The organism is Pseudomonas sp. FG6 (genome assembly GCF_057809015.1).
The window spans coordinates 245,993-261,704 of record NZ_JBMDJD010000002.1 but is presented as its reverse complement, the minus strand read 5'-3'; the positions used below and the strand labels follow the sequence as shown (position 1 = coordinate 261,704).

Genomic DNA, 15,712 nt, shown 5'->3' with positions numbered 1-15,712 from the left:
CGATGGTGATGACCGAGCCATTGCTCAGGGTCACAGTGACCGGGGTTTGAGCCGGGTTGGTCAGGGTAGCGGTGTAGGTGATCGAACCGCCTTCGGTGATGGTGTCATTGGCAGTCAGGGTCAGACCGGTGTTGTCCACCGAATCGGTGATCGTGGTGACCGCTGGCGTGGTGCTTGGCACCAGGTTTTCGAAGTTGCCGCCAGTGGCGCCGGTGATGGTGGTGCTGACGGTGCTGCCGTTGTTGTAGACGTCGTTGGCCGGGGTCTCGACGTTGACGGTGCCGGTGGTCTGGCCGGCGGCGATGGTAATGACCGAGCCATTGCTCAAGGTCACGGTCACCGGAGTTTGAGCCGGATTGGTCAATGTCGCGGTGTAGGTGATCTGGCCGCCTTCGGTCACGGTGTTGCCCGCCGTCAGGGTAACGGTGGTGGTGTCGATGGTGTCGGTGATTTGGGTGACTGCCGGCGTGGTAGGCAGGGTCACGGCGATGCCGGTGCCGCCCGTGGTGCCGGTGGCGGTCACGCTGATCTGGGTTGGGTCGTTGTAGACGTCATCGCTCGGTGCCAGCGGCACGTTGACGCTGCCGGTCGTTTGCCCGGCCGGAATGACGATCACGGAGCCGTTGGACAAGGTCACGGTCAGGTCGGTCTGGGGCGCCTGGGTAACGGTCGCGGTGTAGACCAGCACGCCACCGGCCTCGGTCAGGGTCGGCGTAGCGCTCAGGGTCAGCGTCGCGTTGAGCACTGCGTTGGCAGTGATGTTGGTGTTGGTGTCCAGGCCCGTGGTGTTCGTGTCGTTGGCGGCGGCCGTCGCCAGTCCGGCCGTAGGGAAGCCGATGGTAGGCGCGACGCTGCCCGCCGTGGCGTCCAGCGCGACGAAGCTGTGGCCGCCACCGGCGGCCCCACCCGAACCCGCTGCCGTGGCGCCCGCGGCGGTGGCTTCCAGGGCGGTCGTCGGGTCGACGCCCGCGGCGATGGCTTGTTGCAGCTCTTCTACCGAAGGTGCGGCCTGGGCTGTGGCTTGGGCCAGGTCGGTGGACGAGTCCGGCGCATTGGCGCTCCACTGGGTATCACGACCCAGGTCCAGGCTGCGACCGTCACTGAGTTCCAATGTAACGGCCCCCGAAGGACCCGTGTCCAACTGGTCGCCTGTGTACAGGCGATCGCCTTCAATGAGAACGCGCCGAATGCCCTCGGGGGATACGACGAAAACCTGCCCAACAATGCTTTTGACGACGGCAATAACACTGCTCATTGAAGACTCTCCGGGTGAAACGTTCAGTAGACTTCCATGGTCCCGCAGCCGAAGAGCGGCAGCGGTCTGGACGTTCTTGTGTCATTAGATAAGGTTGTTTTTGACGCTTTTGCGTGTCAATTTTTTGGCTTATTTTTTTGAATTATTTGTTTGTGCCAAACTATTGACCTTCTGCCGGCCATCCTAAACAATCGCTTCGCTAATGTCACATTGATATTTAAGCGGCGGCCTGTTCTTTTCGTGCATGATTCAGTTCCTGTATCGAATTTTCCGACATACGGTCATTCCGGTTGCCATCATCCGATGCAGCGCCATGTTTCGCTGTGACCCAAGACAAGTGTTTCAGGAAGAAAACCACTATGCGTTCACCTCTGTTCATGGCTTTACCTTTCGCCCTCGCGGCCAGTTTCGTACAAGCACAAACCTTGCCGCAGGCCATGCAACAGGCGCTGGATGTGCATCCGCAAATCCAGGCCGGTGTGAACAGTCGTCTCGCGGCGGATTACCAGCTCAAGGCGGCCAAGGGCGGCTACCTGCCGCGGGTGGACCTGGCAGCTGGCTACGGTCGCGAAGGCACCGACAGCGTGACCACGCGCTCGGGCAGCAATGATCATTGGGAAACCCTGAACCGCAGCGAGTCGAGCCTGCGCCTGTCGCAGATGGTGTTTGACGGTTTTGCGACGTCCAGCGAAGTAGGCCGTCAACAAGCCACCGTTAATTCCCGCGCCTATTCGTTGCTGGACGCTTCCGAGCGCACCGGCCTCACCGTCGCCCAGGTCTATCTGGATGTGTTGACCCGTCGCGAGTTCGTGCGCCTGGCCGAGGACAACCTCAAGAGCCACGAGCGCATTTTCGACCAGATCAAGCTGCGCACCTCCCGTGGCGTGGGCAATGGCGCCGACCTGGACCAGGCGGAAGCACGCGTGGCCCAGGCCCGCAACAACCTGATCACCGAACAAACCAACCTGGCCGACGCCGAGACCAACTACCTCAGCGCCGTGGGCCAGATGCCGGATCAACTGGAGCGTCCCGCCCCTTTCATGGCGATGATGCCAGCCGACCTGAACGAAGCCCGTGCCCAAATGCTGGACAACAGCCCCGTGCTGCGTTCGGCCGAATCCGACATCGCGGCCGCCGAACAACAGTACGAAGCCGCCAAATCGAGCTTCTACCCACGTTTCGACGCTGAATTGGGCCGCACGGCCGACAACGACCTGGATGGCCAGAACGGTCACAACAACGAGTGGCAAGCCATGCTGCGCATGCGCTTCAACCTGTATGCCGGCGGCAGCAACAAGGCGGACCTGGAGTCCAAGTCCTACCTGTCCAACCAGGCCCTGGACATCCGCAACAACGCGTTGCGCCAGCTGAACGAAGAACTGGGCCTGGCCTGGAACGCCCTCAACAACGCCAACGCCCAAGTGCCGGTTGCCCAGCAGTACGTGGATCGCAGCACCAGCGTGCGCACGGCCTACCAGAAGCAGTTCAGCCTGGGTGAGCGGACCTTGCTAGACTTGCTCGACAGCGAAAACGAGCTGTTCACCGCGTCCCGTCGCCTGGTGGAAATCAAGAACGTACAGCTGTTCACCCAGTACCGGATCAAGGCCACCATGGGTCAATTGCTTAAAAGTCAGGGTGTAGTCGCGCCTTTGGCATCGGTTGTGCAAAATGACGTGAAACCCAAGGTCCAGTTGCCTGGGATGAATTGAGTCCCTTTTCCAGTTTTGATCAGTAAGAGTGCCTAGCGTGGAATCAGAAGTCAGTCGAGTCGAACTCATCCATGATCCGCGCACGTTGCACGACGATCCGTTGCTGGACGGTTTGTTGGCACTCTGCATGCTGCATCACAAGCCAGCCAGTGCGGCAATGCTCACCACCGGATTGCCGCTGCCCAAGCAGCGGCTGAGTGTCGAGTTGCTGTCGCGCGCGGCTGCCCGTGCCGGTTTGCAGGGGCGGGTGCTGCAACGCAAGCTCGAACAGATCCCGGCCATCGCCATGCCGGCGCTTTTGCTGCTCAAGGACGGCCGCAGCGCCGTTTTGCTGGGCTGGGCCGGCGATGACCAGGCCCGCCTGCTGCTCAGCGAAAGCGATGGCGGGGAAGTGACGGTCAGCCGTGAAATGCTGGCCGACGACTACAGCGGCAAGGTCTTCTTTGCCCAGCCGCAGCATAAATTCGACGTGAACCACGGCTCGCTGATCCCTCGGGCGCGTTCGTGGTTTCGCGACACCCTCAAGCGTTCACGCTGGCTGTACGCCGATGCCATCGCGGCCAGCCTGCTGATCAACATCATCGCCATGGCGGCACCGCTGTTCGTGATGAACGTCTACGACCGCGTGGTCCCGAACCAGGCGGAGTCAACCCTCTGGGTGCTGGCCGTCGGCATCATCGGCGCCTATGTGTTCGACCTGATCCTCAAGATGCTGCGCAGCCTCTGCCTGGACCTGGCCGGCAAGAAAACCGATCTGATCATCTCGGCGACGCTGTTCGAGCGCATCGTCGGCATGGCCATGAAATGCCGTCCGGCGCGGGTCGGCAGCTTTGCCCAGAACATCCATGAATTCCAGAGCCTGCGCGACTTCCTCGCCTCGCTGACGCTGACCAGCCTGATCGATTTGCCGTTCACCCTGCTGATCTTCATGGTCATCGCGATCCTCGGTGGGCACCTGGTGTGGATCCCGGTGCTGGCGTTCCCGCTGGCCCTGTTGATCGGCTATGCATTGCAAAAACCGCTGGTGGCGACCATGGAGCGCACCATGGCGCTGGGCGCCGAGCGTCAGTCCAGCCTGATCGAAACCCTCGCCGGCCTGGACGCGGTGAAGGTCAACAACGCCGAAAGCGAGCGCCAGTATCAGTGGGAACAGACCATCGGCACCCTCAGCCGCCTCGAACTGCGGGTGAAGATGCTGTCCGGCCTGGCCATGAACATCACCTTGCTGATCCAGCAACTGGCCGGCGTGGTCATGATCGTCTTCGGTGTCTACCAGATCATCGCCGGTAACTTGAGCATGGGCGGGCTGGTGGCCTGCTACATGCTCAGCGGTCGTGCCCTGAGCCCCTTGGCGTCGCTGTCGGGCCTGCTGACCCGCTATCAGCAGGCGCGGGTCACGATGACGTCGGTGGACCAGATGATGGAGCTGCCCCAGGAGCGCAACTTCGACGAGCGCCCGCTGAGCCGCAACGTCTTGCAGGGCGCCATTGAATGCCGTCAGTTGAATTTCACCTACCCGAACCAGCAGAACGCCGCGTTGAAGAACATCAACCTGGTGATCAAGCCAGGGGAAAAAATCGGCATCATCGGCCGCAGCGGGTCAGGCAAGAGTTCCCTGGCGAAATTGCTGGTGGGCCTGTACCAACCGGACGACGGCGCCCTGCTGGTGGACGGCGTGGATATCCGCCAGATCGACGTCAGTGAGCTGCGCTACAACGTCGGCTACGTGCCCCAGGACATCCAACTGCTGGCCGGTACCCTGCGCGACAACCTGACCTCCGGTGCCCGTTACGTCGAAGACGAACTGGTGCTCCAGGCCGCGGAACTGGCGGGCGTGCATGAATTCGCGCGTCTGCATCCACAAGGTTATGAGCTGCAAGTGGGCGAGCGCGGACAGAACCTGTCCGGTGGCCAGCGCCAGAACGTTGCCCTGGCCCGTGCCCTGTTGCTCAACCCGCCCATCCTGTTGCTGGACGAACCCACTAGCGCCATGGACAACACCGGTGAGGAACGCTTGAAGCAGCGCCTGGCGGCCGTGGTGGAAAACAAGACCGTGCTGCTGGTGACGCACCGGGCATCGCTGCTGTCGCTGGTGGACCGCCTGTTGGTGATCGACCGCGGGCAGATCCTGGCCGATGGCCCGAAAGCTGCCGTTATGGAAGCGCTGAAGAAGGGGCAGATCAGTGTTGCTTAAGTCTGGTTTCAAGGAATCCGTGGGCCGCTATTTCAAAGGCTCTGCTTCGTTGCAAGGCCAGCCGCTGCCCGAGGTCAACAAGGCGTTGATCGAGGACGCACCCCGGGTGGTGCGCTTGACGATCTGGGGCATCATCGGCTTCTTCGTGTTCCTGATGTTGTGGGCCAACTTCGCCGTGATCGACGAAGTGACCAAGGGCGACGGCAAGGCCATTCCGTCGTCCAAGATCCAGAAGATCCAGAACCTGGAAGGCGGCATCGTCGCCGAGCTGTTCGTCAAGGAAGGGCAGATCGTCGAAGCTGGCGCGCCGTTGATTCGCCTGGATGACACGCGGTTTGTCTCCAACGTCGGTGAAACCGAGGCCGATCGCCTGGCGATGTTGCTGCGTGTCGAACGCTTGAGTGCCGAGGTTGAGGACCGGCCGCTGAATTTTCCGGCGGACGTGCTCAAGGCCGTGCCCGGCCAGGCGGCCAGCGAACAGTCGCTGTACGTCAGCCGTCGCCAGCAGTTGCACGATGAAATCGGCGGGTTGCAGGAACAGTTGATTCAGCGCCAACAGGAACTGCGCGAGTTCGTGTCCAAGCAGGCGCAGTACCGCTCCGGCCTGGCGCTGCAACGCCAGGAGATCAACATGTCCGAGCCGCTGGTGGCCCAGGGCGCGGTATCGCCGGTGGAAGTGTTGCGGCTCAAGCGTGCCGAAGTCGAAACTCGTGGGCAACTGGACGCCACGACCCTTGCCATTCCCCGCGCCGAGTCGGCGATCAAGGAAGTGCAGCGCAAGATCGACGAGACCCGCGGCAAGTTCCGCAGTGAAGCCCTGACCCAGCTCAACGAGGCGCGCACCGACCTGAACAAGGCCCAGGCCACCGGCAAGGCGCTGGAAGACCGGGTGAGCCGTACCTTGGTGACTTCGCCGGTGCGCGGCATCGTGAACAAGATGCTGGTGAACACCATCGGCGGCGTGATCCAGCCCGGCAGCGACCTGGTGGAAATCGTGCCGCTGGACGACACCCTGCTGGTGGAAGCGAAGATCCGTCCCCAGGACATCGCCTTCCTGCACCCCGGCCAGGACGCCACGGTGAAGTTCACGGCGTATGACTACACCATCTACGGTGGGCTGAAAGCCAAGCTGGAACAGATCGGCGCCGACACCATCACCGATGAAGACAAGAAAACCACCTACTACATCATCAAGCTGCGCACCGAACGCAGCCACCTGGGTACCGATGAAAAACCGCTGCTGATCATCCCCGGCATGGTCGCTTCGGTGGACATCATCACCGGCAAGAAGACCGTGCTCAGCTACCTGCTCAAGCCGATCATCAAGGCCCGGGCCGAGGCGTTGCACGAGCGGTAGGCCCTCAGTCTGACGGGCCGCTTGGAAGCTTTTGTGGTGAGGGAGCTTGCTCCCGCTCGGCCGGTCCGACGCCCCGGGCGCAGCAGTCGCAAAACCTGGCAATGTGGTTTACCTGAAACGATGCAGGGGCCTGCTTCACGCAGGCCAGCGGGAGCAAGCTCCCTCGCCACAGGGTTTTCGGTTGTCTGGGCTGACGCCATCGCGAGCTTGCTCCGGGCGGCGATCCGACGATGACCTTCTTCAAATCACCACAGGGTGCAGGGCCCCAGGGCAAACTTTATTTATCGCAGCCCGGCCTATCTGCCCAGTAAAGCCCCGTCCTTTTCCATTAGACTTGCCGCCTTCAAGCAAGCCTTCAGGACACGGAATGCCACTCCCTCCCAGCCCTCTTCGCAACGCCATGGTCGCTTGGTTGTATGCCGCAGCCCTGATGCATTTATTCGCCGGCCTCACGCTGGCATGGGCCGGTCATTCCGGCTTGTTCGAAGGCTATCTGCAACACATCGAACAAGCGTTCTGGGGCGCCGATGCCGTGCCTGCTGCGGCTCGCGCGCAACAAGTCTGGTGGCTGGCATTGTTCGGCGCCACGTTGCAAAGCTATGGGTTGTACATGTTCGCCCTCGTGCACATCGGCCATCGATTGAAGAGCCGCGCGGCCTGGGGTTGGCTGATCGCCGGTATCCTGCTCTGGGCGCCCCAGGACATGTGGATTTCTGCCCAGGCACGGGTCTGGTCGCATCTGTGGCTCGACAGCCTGGCGCTGCTCGTACTGCTGCCGCCGCTGGCCTGGCTCTATCGCCACGACCGCCGCACCTCCCTGACTGACAACGCGTCGAGTGATTCAAACCATGCCTGACTTTTCACTGCTGGACTGGGCGATAACGCTGTTGATCGCCCAGGCGATACTGGGTGCGCTGGATACCCTGTATCACCACGAACTCACCGTCGCCTTGCCCTATCGCCACAGCGCTCGCCTGGAACTTTCCATCCACGCCCTGCGCTCGTGCTTCTACGGAATCCTGTTCCTGGGCATCGCCCACCTGGCCTTCCGAGGGGCGTGGGCGGTGGTCATTGCGCTGCTGTTCGCGCTGGAGATCGGCCTGACGCTCTGGGACTTCGTGGTCGAGGATCGCAGCCGCAAATTGCCGCCCATCGAACGCATCATGCACACGGTGCTGGCGGTCAACGGCGGCGCGTTCTTCGCGTTGTACGGTGCGCAACTGGCGCAGTGGGGAAGTTTGCCGACCGGCCTGGGCACGATTGACTTGGGTTGGCGTGGCTGGCTGCTGACGTTGTTCGCGCTCGGGGTCACGGCCTCGGGGGTTCGCGACGGGTTGGCCGCGCTACGCATGCAGCGGGAGGGCAAGCCCGCCAACCCGTTTGCCGGTGGCGCCTACAAGCGCGTGCTGGTCACGGGGGGTACCGGGTTTATCGGCGAGACCCTGGTCAATCAACTGCTCGATGCCGGGCACACAGTCAGCGTATTGGCCCGTGATCCGTTGAAAGCGGCCTATCTGTTCGACGGCCGCGCCCGTTGCCTGCGCTCGCTGGGCAAACTGGGCCATGACGAAACCTTCGATGTGGTGATCAACCTCGCGGGCGCGCCAGTGGCGGGTCCGCGTTGGAGCCCCAAGCGCCAGGCGCAACTCATCGCCAGTCGGGTCAATACCACGCAAGCGTTGATGGCTTGGCTGAAAAACGCCCGGCACAAACCGGCGTTGTGGATCCAGGCCTCGGCCATCGGTTTCTACGGCGTGCGTGACGCCAGCGAAAGCCTCGACGAAAGCGCTAGCCGGGGCGATGGCTTCATGGCTGAACTCTGCGCGCGCTGGGAAGCTTCGGCGTTGCCCGCCACCGAGCTGGGTGTGCGTCAGGTGGTGATGCGCCTGGGCGTGGTGTTCGGTCCGGGTGGTGCGTTGCTGCCGTTGCTGATTCCGTTTCGCCTGGGCTTCGGCGGACGCATGGGCGATGGCCGGCAGATCATGAGTTGGGTGCACCGTGACGACGTGATCCAGGTGATCGCCCGGGCGTTCACCGATGACCACCTGAGCGGCACCTATAACCTCGTGGCGCCGGAGCCGGTCAGCCAGGCGCTGTTCGCCGAAAGCGTCGGCAAGGTGCTCAAGCGTCCGGTGTGGTTCCACATCCCCGCTGCGCCGGTGCGAGCCTTGGCCGGTGAGATGGCCCAGTTGTTCTTCGACGGCCAGCGTGTGGTGCCCAATCGTCTCGTCGAGGCCGGTTATACGTTCCGTTACCCGACGCTCGACGCGGCCCTGCGCGACCTGGCCTGAGGAACCCCTATGAGCAAGCCCCGGATGTACCTGCTGGCCGGCAACGGCAGCGCCGCCGATTGGTGGGACGACGCGTTGCCGCACTTTGCCCGCTACGACGTGGTGCCGTTGGAACTGCCAGGCTTTGGCAATAACCCGCAAGCCCCCTGCGAAGACCTGGGGGCCTATGCCCTGGCGTTGCTGGCCGCGACGGTCAAGGGCAGCGCGATCATGGCTGTCGGGGTGAACGCCTTGCTGGTGCTGCATGCCCTGCAACGCCAACCAGGGCACTTTTGCCGCAGTGTGTTACTGGCGCCGGTGGGGGCATTCTTGTGGCAGCGGCGGTTGCCGGCGTTGATGTCGCCGCCGCCGATTCGCAAGACCATCCATTGGCTGCTGGCGAACAAGCCGACGCTGTTTGCCCGCAAGTTTTCCCGTCAGACCTGGACGCCTGCGCAATACCAGCGCATGGGCGCCGGGTATGCGCGCTGCCGGGCGTTTGTGCCGCACTGGGACCTGGTGCGGGCGGACAGGGCATTGCCGCTGCTGGAATGGATCACTGACCCGGTCGAGTTGGTCTGGGGCGATCAGGACAAGGTGCTGGGCGTCGAACAGGCCGCAGCCTGGTCCGCCATTCTTGCCCGCGCCGACCTGACCATCAGTCTGAAGCCCGGCTGGGGCCACTATCCGTGGATCGACGCACCCGCTGAATTTGCCGCGTGGCTGGAGTCGGGCGAGCGTGGCTTCGTCGCGCACACCAAGGGCGGGCGCTTGCGTCTGGCGGCACTGGCGGGGCAACCGGTGCCTGCGGCGCTGTCGCTCAACGATTGCCATGATCGGCGTCTGCCGGGCTTCCTGGACAGCCAGCCGGACGCTGTCTGGGCGGTGCGCTCCTCCAGTTATGGCGAGGACCAGGCCGATGCGGCCAATGCGGGGTTGAGCACCACGTACCTGCGTGAGCCTACGCACAACGTCGCGGCGCGTATCGCCGAGTTGAGTGCGGCGGGTGTCGAGGAAGTGGTGGTGCAGCGGTTCATCACGCCACGGTTGTCGGGGATCGCGTTCGTGCGTCACCTGTCCGTTGAGTTGGAATGGGTCGAAGGGCATCTGGAGTCGTTGGCCGATGGCAAGGTAAGCCCGGCGCGGGCGATCATTTCCCGCCTCGGCGCGGCGTGGAACAGCGATTCATTCCAGCCCGCCCACGGCCTGACCGTCGATGCGCTATGGCGCTTCCTGCAAGGCGTGCTGCGGGTCTTTCACTACGTGCCGGGCGATGTCGAATGGGCCTGGGACGGCACGCAACTCTGGCTGCTGCAATACCGACCGATCAGCGACTACGGCTGGCGTCGGCACCTGACCGCCGCCAACATTGCCGAGATCCTGCCACCGCAACCCAGTGTGCTGGTGGAATACGCCCAGCGTCGTGCGGCGGCGAGCATTCCGGCGATCATGGCGCGCTGGGATTCGCGGGTGTTGCAAGACAACGAACCGTTCACGGCAGTGTTTGGCGGCGCCTCGTATATCAATAACGACCTGTTCCTCGCCCGCCTCGCCGATTGGGGCATCAGCGCCAGCACCTATGCGGGCGAAGTGGGTGGCGCGACACCGCATCTGCCTTGGCGGCCCCTGCGCCTGTTGCGTTCGCTGCCGGTGTTCCTGCGCATGCAACGCATCGCCCGTGGGCATTTGCTCACCCTGGAAAACGGCTTGCGCGGTTTCGACCGAGAGCTGCATGAGCTAACCGTGCAAGGTGCCGACGGCCAACAACTGGCCGACTGGTTCACCCGGTTCTATGTGTTCGTGGTGCAGGGCAACCTGTGCATCGCCAGCGCCTTGGCCAGCGGTGGCGGCGATTGGCTGGGACGACCACCGACCGCCTACGACAATCTCGAACACAGCCCGCATCGCCTGCCATGGGAAACCGACCCGGCCACGCCACGCCCGGCACCGACGGCGCTGCCCTTGCAAGCCTTTCCACAGTGGCCGTTGGCGATTCGCCTGGCCCATGGTGCTGGCCTGCCGGGGCTGCGCGGTTACTACTTGCAGGTGCGCGAGTGGTATCGCGACAACCTGATGCGGATTTTCTTCCGCCTGCACCACGCGATGCCCGCCCTCGACCGCGAGCATTGGTTCGCCCCGCACCCGGACAGCCGCTCCCGCGACGGCAGCTTTTGGCAGGACGGTCGTGAGGGCGCCGAGCAGGCGAGCGGATTCCTGATCTACCCGGGCCAGGCCCAGGGCATCCTGGGCGAGGACATTTTGCTGGAAGACACCTTGGACCCCGGTCGCCACGCCCACTATCAAGACGCCCGGGCGGTGATTGCGCGCATGGGCGGGCGGCTGTCCCACGGCTCGACGCTGCTGCGTGAACTGCGTAAACCCTCGGCGGTGTTGCCGCAGGTGGATGTGGGGTGGTTGGGGCGTGAGGTGATGTATTGCGATGGGGAGTTGAGGTTGGTGGAGTAGGCGGCGCGGTACCTGTCGATCACCGAACCTGTGGCGAGGGAGCTTGCTCCCGCTGGGTTGCGTAGCGACCCCAAGCCGCTCGAATGCGGTCTGCCTGGCACACTGAGGCATCAGGGTTTGGGACTGCTGTGCAGTCCAGCGGGAGCAAGCTCCCTCGCCACAAGAAAATGTAAGGCCTAGAGATTTCCCCTCTCGTCGCTGCGATGCCCTTGACGCCCCCCACCGCTGTCGTAGACTCCGCCCATCCGTCAGGGAGTAGCGGTCATGGGACGTTTGAGTAGTTGGGTTGTGGGATTGACCTTGGTAACGTGCGGCGTCCAGGCGCAAACGCCTGTGGCAGACGATCCATTGCTCGGCAACACCGTCACGGCCAGTGCCTCGGGTGGCAACGAGGCGCGGGGAGTGTTGCGGGCGCGGGACCAGGCGGTGCTGGCCAGTGAGCTGGCCGGGCGCATCGTCGAGTTGCCGTTCAGTGAAGGCGAGTCGTTCAAGAAGGGCGATACCCTGGCGCGTTTCGATTGCTCGGCGTACCAGGCCCAGCTCAACGCGGCCCAGGCGGCCAGCCGTGGCGCCAGTGAAGAGTTGGCCCATAACCGGCAACTGGCGGAGTTGAAGTCGGTCGGGCGTTTCGAAGTGTCGCGGGCCGAGGCGCGGGTCAGCGAGACGCAGGCGCAGTCCCAGGTCTATCAGGTGCAGGTCAAGCGTTGCAGCGTGATTGCGCCGTTCGACGGACAAGTGGTGGCGCGCAAGGTCCAGCGCTATGAAAGCGTCGCCGCCGGCGCGCCGTTGCTGGACGTGGTCGACAACCGCACCTTGGAAATTCATCTGCTGGTACCTTCACGCTGGATGGACCGGCTCAAGCCCGGCCAACCCTTTACCTTTGTTCCCGATGAAACCGGCAAGCCGTTGCAAGCGACGGTCAAGCGCCTGGGCGCGCGCATCGACGAGGGCAGCCAGACCCTGCTGCTGGTGGCGAGCGTGCCGGATGCCAGCGGTTTGTTGTCCGGCATGAGCGGTACGGCGCGTTTTGCGGAGTCCAAGTGAACGCGCCGGTAACGGGCAGCGCCGAACAGGTGTTTGCCCGCTTCCTCGACCTGGAGCGCCAGACGCGGGCGGCGCGTACGCCGGCGCAGTTGAGCTACAGCCTGGTCAATGACGGCCAGGCGTTGTTCGGCTTTCGCCATGCCGCGCTGTTGATCGCCGGCAAGGTCCAGGCCGTGACCGGGGTCAGTGCCGTGGAGCCGAACGCGCCGTTCGTGGCGTTCGTCGAGCAAGCGGTTGCACAGTTGTTCAAGCAAGGGGTGCTGAAGCAGGCCCGGGTCATTAACGCCGATGGCGTCAGCGAGACCCTCCAGGCCGACTGGCGAAGTCTGTCGGCCGCACACGTTTTCTGGTTGCCCCTGATCGATCACCAAGGCCAGGTGTTCGGTGGGTTGTGGCTGGCCCGTGACCTGCCCTGGACCCCGCCCGAGCAAGTGTTGCTGTCGCAACTGGGCGACACCTACAGCCACGCCTGGTTGGCCTTGCAACCGCGCAAACCCTGGCGCTTGCGCTGGACGCGAAAACGCCAGGTCGCGCTGGTGGCGGTGCTGTTGCTGGGCTTGCTGATCCCGGTGCGCCAGTCCGTGCTGGCCCCCGCCGAAGTGGTCCCGCTGGGCGGCCAGGTGGTGGCGGCGCCGCTGGACGGGGTGATCGCCGAGTTCCTGGTCAAGCCCAACCAGAGCGTCAAGAATGGCGACCTGCTGCTGCGTTTCGAAAGCACCAGCCTCAAGGCCCAGGCCGATGTCGCGGAGCGGGCGTTGGGGGTGGCGGAAGCAGAGCTCAAGGCCAATTCCCAGCGGTCGTTTGTCGACGCTGAATCGAGTTCGAAAATTGACCTGCTGGCCGCCCGGGTCGAGCAGAAACGCGCCGAACGCAACTACGCCATCGAGCTGCTCAAGCGCAGTGAAGTACGGGCCGAACGGGACGGTATCGCGGTGTTTGCCGATGCCGAGCGCTGGCTCGGCAAGCCGGTGCAGACCGGTGAGCGGTTGATGGAGATTGCCGATCCGAACCAGGCCGAGTTGCGCATCGAGCTGGCGGTGGGCGATGCGATTGCCCTGGCCCCTGGCGCGCAGGTGGCGTTGTTCCTCGACAGCGATCCATTGCAACGACATGTGGCCTGGCTCGAACGTTCGGCCTATGAGGCGCAACCCACTGCCGCCGGCCAACTGGCCTATCGGCTGGATGCTCGCTTCGATGCCACGGCGCCGCGCATTGGCCTGCGGGGCACGGCGAAGATCTTCGGCGATCGCGCGCCGCTGGCGCTGTATCTGTTGCGCCGACCGTTGGCCGGGCTGCGCCAGAGCGTGGGCCTGTAGCATGAGCCCGCTGCCGAGCCTGCGGCCAGACCTGCAATTGTCCGCAGCGGCCCCGGACCCGGACGGCTCGCCGCAATGGATGCTGGCCGATCCGGTGCGCGGGCGTTATTTCAAGCTGGGCGCGGCGGCGATGCGCATGCTGCGCCATTGGTCCCTGGGCGATCCGGAGCAAGTGCTGCAAGCGGCCAACCGTGAGCCGGGCCTGCCCCTCACCGGGGAGTCGCTGGAGCAGTTGCTGGGCTTTCTGCGCGGCCATGACCTGATCAGCGCAACGGACCCGCAACAGCGCGACAGCTATGGCTTCAAGGCGGCTGCGCAGCGCCAGAGCCTGTGGCAGATCCTCCTTCATCAATACCTGTTTTTCCGTATTCCGCTGTGGCGTCCGGATGCCTTTCTCAATCGTGCCTGGCCCTGGATGGTGCGGTTCGGCCCAAGCATCCTGCGCTATGGTTTGCCGCTGACGCTGGGCGTCGGTATTTTCCTGGTGTCGCGGGACTGGCAACGTTTCATTGCGACATTCCCGCACCTGTTCAGCCTGGGCGGCGCGATGGCGTTCGGGGTGGCGTTGTTCTTCGCCAAGCTTTGCCACGAATTTGGCCATGCCTTCATGGCCAAGCGCGCCGGTTGCCGGGTGCAGAGCATGGGCGTGGCGTTCATGGTGTTGCTGCCGATGTTCTATACCGATGTCAGCGACGCCTGGCGGATCAAGGATCGCCGGGCCCGCTTGCTGATCGGTGCCGGTGGCGTGCTCGCCGAGTTGCTGCTGGCGTGCATTGCGTTGTTGGCCTGGTCGCTACTGCCGGACGGGCCGGCGCGCACCGCAGCGTTCATGTTGGCCAGTGCGACCTGGATCACCACCCTGATCATCAACTTGAACCCGTTCATGCGCTTTGACGGCTATTTTCTGCTCAGTGATTTCTGGGCGGTGGATAACCTTCAAGGGCGGGCGTTCGCCCTGTGCCGATGGCGCTTGCGCGAGCTGTTGTTTGGCTATGGCGTGGCGGCGCCGGAACCCTGGCCGCCGAAAATGCGCCGTCGTTTGCTGGCGTGGGGATACGGTTCCTGGTTGTGGCGCGCGGCGTTGTTCTTTGGCATTGCCCTGGCGGTCTATCACCTGTTCTTCAAGGTGCTGGGCATCTTCCTGATGTTGGTGGAATTGGTGTGGTTCATCTTTATGCCCATCGTGAATGAATGGCGACAATGGTGGAGTCGACGCGAGCAGGCCCACGGCCCGCGCGTGTTGCTGACTGGCCTGGTACTGCTCGGCCTGGTGCTGGCGCTGCTGCTGCCTTGGCGCAGCGCCGTGGAAGTGCCGGCTATGCTCGAAGCCGGTCGCGCCAGTGCCTTGCATGCGCCGGTGGCGGCGCGGGTCAAACAAGTGAATGTGCACGACGGCCAGATCGTGGCCCAAGGCGACGTGTTGATTGAACTGGAGTCGCCGGACATGGCCTCGCGCCTGACCATCGTGCGGCGGGAAATCGAGATCCAGCAGTTGCAGATGCGCCGTCAGGCCGGGCGCAGCGAAACCGCCGCCGATGCCGGCATCGTCGAGCAGCGATTGGCCGAGGCGGTGGCCGAGTACCGGGGCCTGGTCGCCCAGCGTGAGCGCTTGTTGCTACGGGCACCCCACGCCGGCCAGGTGCGCGACCTGCTGCCGCAATTGTCGGTCGGGCGCTGGTTATCGCCCACCCAGCCGCTGGCGCGGGTGGTGCAGGACGACTCCCGGTTGCGCGGCTACCTCACCGAGGCGGAACTGTGGCGGGTCGGCCCCGGTGCCACGGGGCGGTTCATCGCTGACGACCCGATGCATCCGTCGATTGCGGTGCAACTCAATGAAGTCGACACCAATGGCGTCGCCTGGGTCGAGCAACCGGCGCTGACCTCCGATCACCATGGACCGATTGCCGTGCGCCGTGATTCGCAGCAGCGGGCGGAACCGGTGCAGGCGCAATATGGCGTGCGTCTGAGTGCCGTTGACGGGACCCAGGCCCCGGTGCAGCCGCTGCGGGGTGTGGTGGTGTTGCAGGGCCAGGGCGAGTCGGTACTGGGCACGGCGTGGCGTCGGTTGGTGGCGCTGGGTGTCAGGGAAAGCGGATTTTAA

The 15,712-nt window shown here is 63.9% G+C and carries 10 protein-coding genes; 9 read left to right on the top strand and 1 reads right to left on the bottom strand.

Features of this window, described 5'->3' with window-relative positions:
- Window positions 1-1,255: retention module-containing protein (locus ACODSJ_RS02450; RefSeq protein WP_489100215.1), on the bottom strand; the 1,255-nt coding region annotated here is incomplete at its 3' end.
- 359 nt (window positions 1,256-1,614) lie between these two features.
- Here ACODSJ_RS02450 and ACODSJ_RS02445 point away from each other — a divergent pair.
- The 9 genes from ACODSJ_RS02445 (at window position 1,615) to ACODSJ_RS02405 (ending at window position 15,712) form a co-directional block, all read left to right on the top strand.
- Window positions 1,615-2,964, top strand: a complete 1,350-nt coding sequence (locus ACODSJ_RS02445) for a TolC family outer membrane protein (protein ID WP_489100214.1) — start codon at window positions 1,615-1,617, stop codon at window positions 2,962-2,964.
- A 37-nt stretch (window positions 2,965-3,001) separates the two neighbouring features.
- On the top strand, window positions 3,002-5,158 hold the full coding sequence (locus ACODSJ_RS02440) for a type I secretion system permease/ATPase (RefSeq protein ID WP_489100213.1): 2,157 nt from the start codon (window positions 3,002-3,004) through the stop codon (window positions 5,156-5,158).
- Complete coding sequence (locus ACODSJ_RS02435; protein WP_489100212.1) at window positions 5,148-6,515, top strand: HlyD family type I secretion periplasmic adaptor subunit; 1,368 nt, start codon at window positions 5,148-5,150, stop codon at window positions 6,513-6,515. The genes ACODSJ_RS02440 and ACODSJ_RS02435 overlap by 11 nt, the downstream gene beginning before the upstream one ends.
- Window positions 6,516-6,882: 367 nt before the next feature.
- Entirely contained in the window at window positions 6,883-7,371 is a 489-nt protein-coding gene (locus ACODSJ_RS02430) for a cell division protein (RefSeq protein WP_489100211.1), read from the top strand.
- Complete coding sequence (locus tag ACODSJ_RS02425; RefSeq protein ID WP_489100210.1) at window positions 7,364-8,806, top strand: TIGR01777 family oxidoreductase; 1,443 nt, start codon at window positions 7,364-7,366, stop codon at window positions 8,804-8,806. Before ACODSJ_RS02430 ends, ACODSJ_RS02425 begins: the two co-directional genes overlap by 8 nt.
- Before the next feature lie 9 nt (window positions 8,807-8,815).
- Window positions 8,816-11,251 (top strand): alpha/beta hydrolase, encoded by a 2,436-nt coding sequence (locus tag ACODSJ_RS02420; RefSeq protein ID WP_489100209.1) that lies wholly within the window; start codon window positions 8,816-8,818, stop codon window positions 11,249-11,251.
- Window positions 11,252-11,515: 264 nt separating this feature from the next.
- On the top strand, window positions 11,516-12,295 hold the full coding sequence (locus tag ACODSJ_RS02415) for an efflux RND transporter periplasmic adaptor subunit (protein ID WP_489100208.1): 780 nt from the start codon (window positions 11,516-11,518) through the stop codon (window positions 12,293-12,295).
- Window positions 12,292-13,611 (top strand): efflux RND transporter periplasmic adaptor subunit, encoded by a 1,320-nt coding sequence (locus ACODSJ_RS02410; protein WP_489100207.1) that lies wholly within the window; start codon window positions 12,292-12,294, stop codon window positions 13,609-13,611. Before ACODSJ_RS02415 ends, ACODSJ_RS02410 begins: the two co-directional genes overlap by 4 nt.
- Window position 13,612: 1 nt before the next feature.
- Window positions 13,613-15,712 carry an efflux RND transporter periplasmic adaptor subunit gene (locus tag ACODSJ_RS02405; protein WP_489100206.1) on the top strand — a complete coding sequence of 700 codons (2,100 nt, stop codon included), beginning with the start codon at window positions 13,613-13,615 and terminating at the stop codon, window positions 15,710-15,712.

Coding starts and splice junctions, on each gene's coding strand:
- ACODSJ_RS02445 (WP_489100214.1), top strand. CDS start 1,615: ATGCGTTCACCTCTGTTCATGGCTTTACCTTTCGCCCTCGCGGCCAGT.
- ACODSJ_RS02430 (WP_489100211.1), top strand. CDS start 6,883: ATGCCACTCCCTCCCAGCCCTCTTCGCAACGCCATGGTCGCTTGGTTG.
- ACODSJ_RS02425 (WP_489100210.1), top strand. CDS start 7,364: ATGCCTGACTTTTCACTGCTGGACTGGGCGATAACGCTGTTGATCGCC.
- ACODSJ_RS02420 (WP_489100209.1), top strand. CDS start 8,816: ATGAGCAAGCCCCGGATGTACCTGCTGGCCGGCAACGGCAGCGCCGCC.
- ACODSJ_RS02415 (WP_489100208.1), top strand. CDS start 11,516: ATGGGACGTTTGAGTAGTTGGGTTGTGGGATTGACCTTGGTAACGTGC.
- ACODSJ_RS02405 (WP_489100206.1), top strand. CDS start 13,613: ATGAGCCCGCTGCCGAGCCTGCGGCCAGACCTGCAATTGTCCGCAGCG.